The organism is Rathayibacter sp. AY1A3 (genome assembly GCF_002930975.1).
Lineage (GTDB): Bacteria > Actinomycetota > Actinomycetes > Actinomycetales > Microbacteriaceae > Rathayibacter.
The window spans coordinates 1-930 of the sequence record NZ_PSTO01000086.1; the positions used below are offsets into that span (position 1 = coordinate 1).

Below are 930 nucleotides of genomic sequence, written 5' to 3' on the forward strand. Positions count from 1 at the left end.
CGAGCTGCACATCCACCTCGAGGGCACGATCGAGCCCGAGCACATCGTCGAGATGGCGCGCCGCAACGGAGTCGCCCTGCCCACCGAGGACCTCGACGCCCTCCGCGCGCGGTACTCCTTCGCCGACCTCGCGTCGTTCCTGGAGCTGCACTACTCGAACCTCACCGTGCTGAAGACGGAGCGGGACTTCTTCGAGCTCGCGACCGGCTACCTCGACCGGGCGCAGAAGGCGAACGTCCGCCGCGCCGAGATCTTCTTCGACCCGCAGACGCACCTCGGCAACGGCGTCGCGCTCGACACCGTGATGAGCGGGATCACCCGTGCGCTCAGTCGGAGCGAGGAGACCCACGGGATCTCGACGGACCTGATCATGTGCTTCCTCCGCGACCTGGGCGCCGACGCGGCCGACGAGATGCTGACGGCGATCCTCCCCTGGCGCGAGCACATCATCGGCGTCGGGCTCGACTCGAACGAGGTGGGCTTCGGCCCGGAGCTGTTCGTCGACGTCTACGCGCGCGCCGCGGCGGACGGACTGCGCCTGGTCGCGCACGCCGGCGAGGAGGGCGGGCCCGAGACGGTCGAGGCCACCGTCGAGCTGCTGAAGGTCGAGCGGATCGACCACGGGATCCGCGCGATGGAGGACCCGGAGGTCGTCGCGATGCTCCGCGAGCGCCGCATCCCGGTGACGGTGTGCCCACTGTCGAACGTGGCCCTGCGCGCGGTGGACACGATGGCCGACCACCCGCTGCCCGCGATGCTCCGCGAGGGACTCGTCGTGACGGTCTCGAGCGACGACCCGCCCTACTTCGGCGGCTACGTGGACGAGAACTACCGCGCCCTGGTCGAGGAGCTGGGGATGGACGACGCGCAGCTCGAGCAGCTGGCGCTCAACTCCTTCGACGCGGCGTTCATCACGGAGGAGGACCGCGA

The 930-nt window shown here is 70.1% G+C and carries 1 protein-coding gene; it reads left to right on the forward strand.

Annotation, left to right across the window (positions count from 1 at the left end):
- On the forward strand, positions 1-930 hold a 930-nt coding region (locus C5C10_RS17420), incomplete at both ends, for an adenosine deaminase (RefSeq protein ID WP_104329886.1).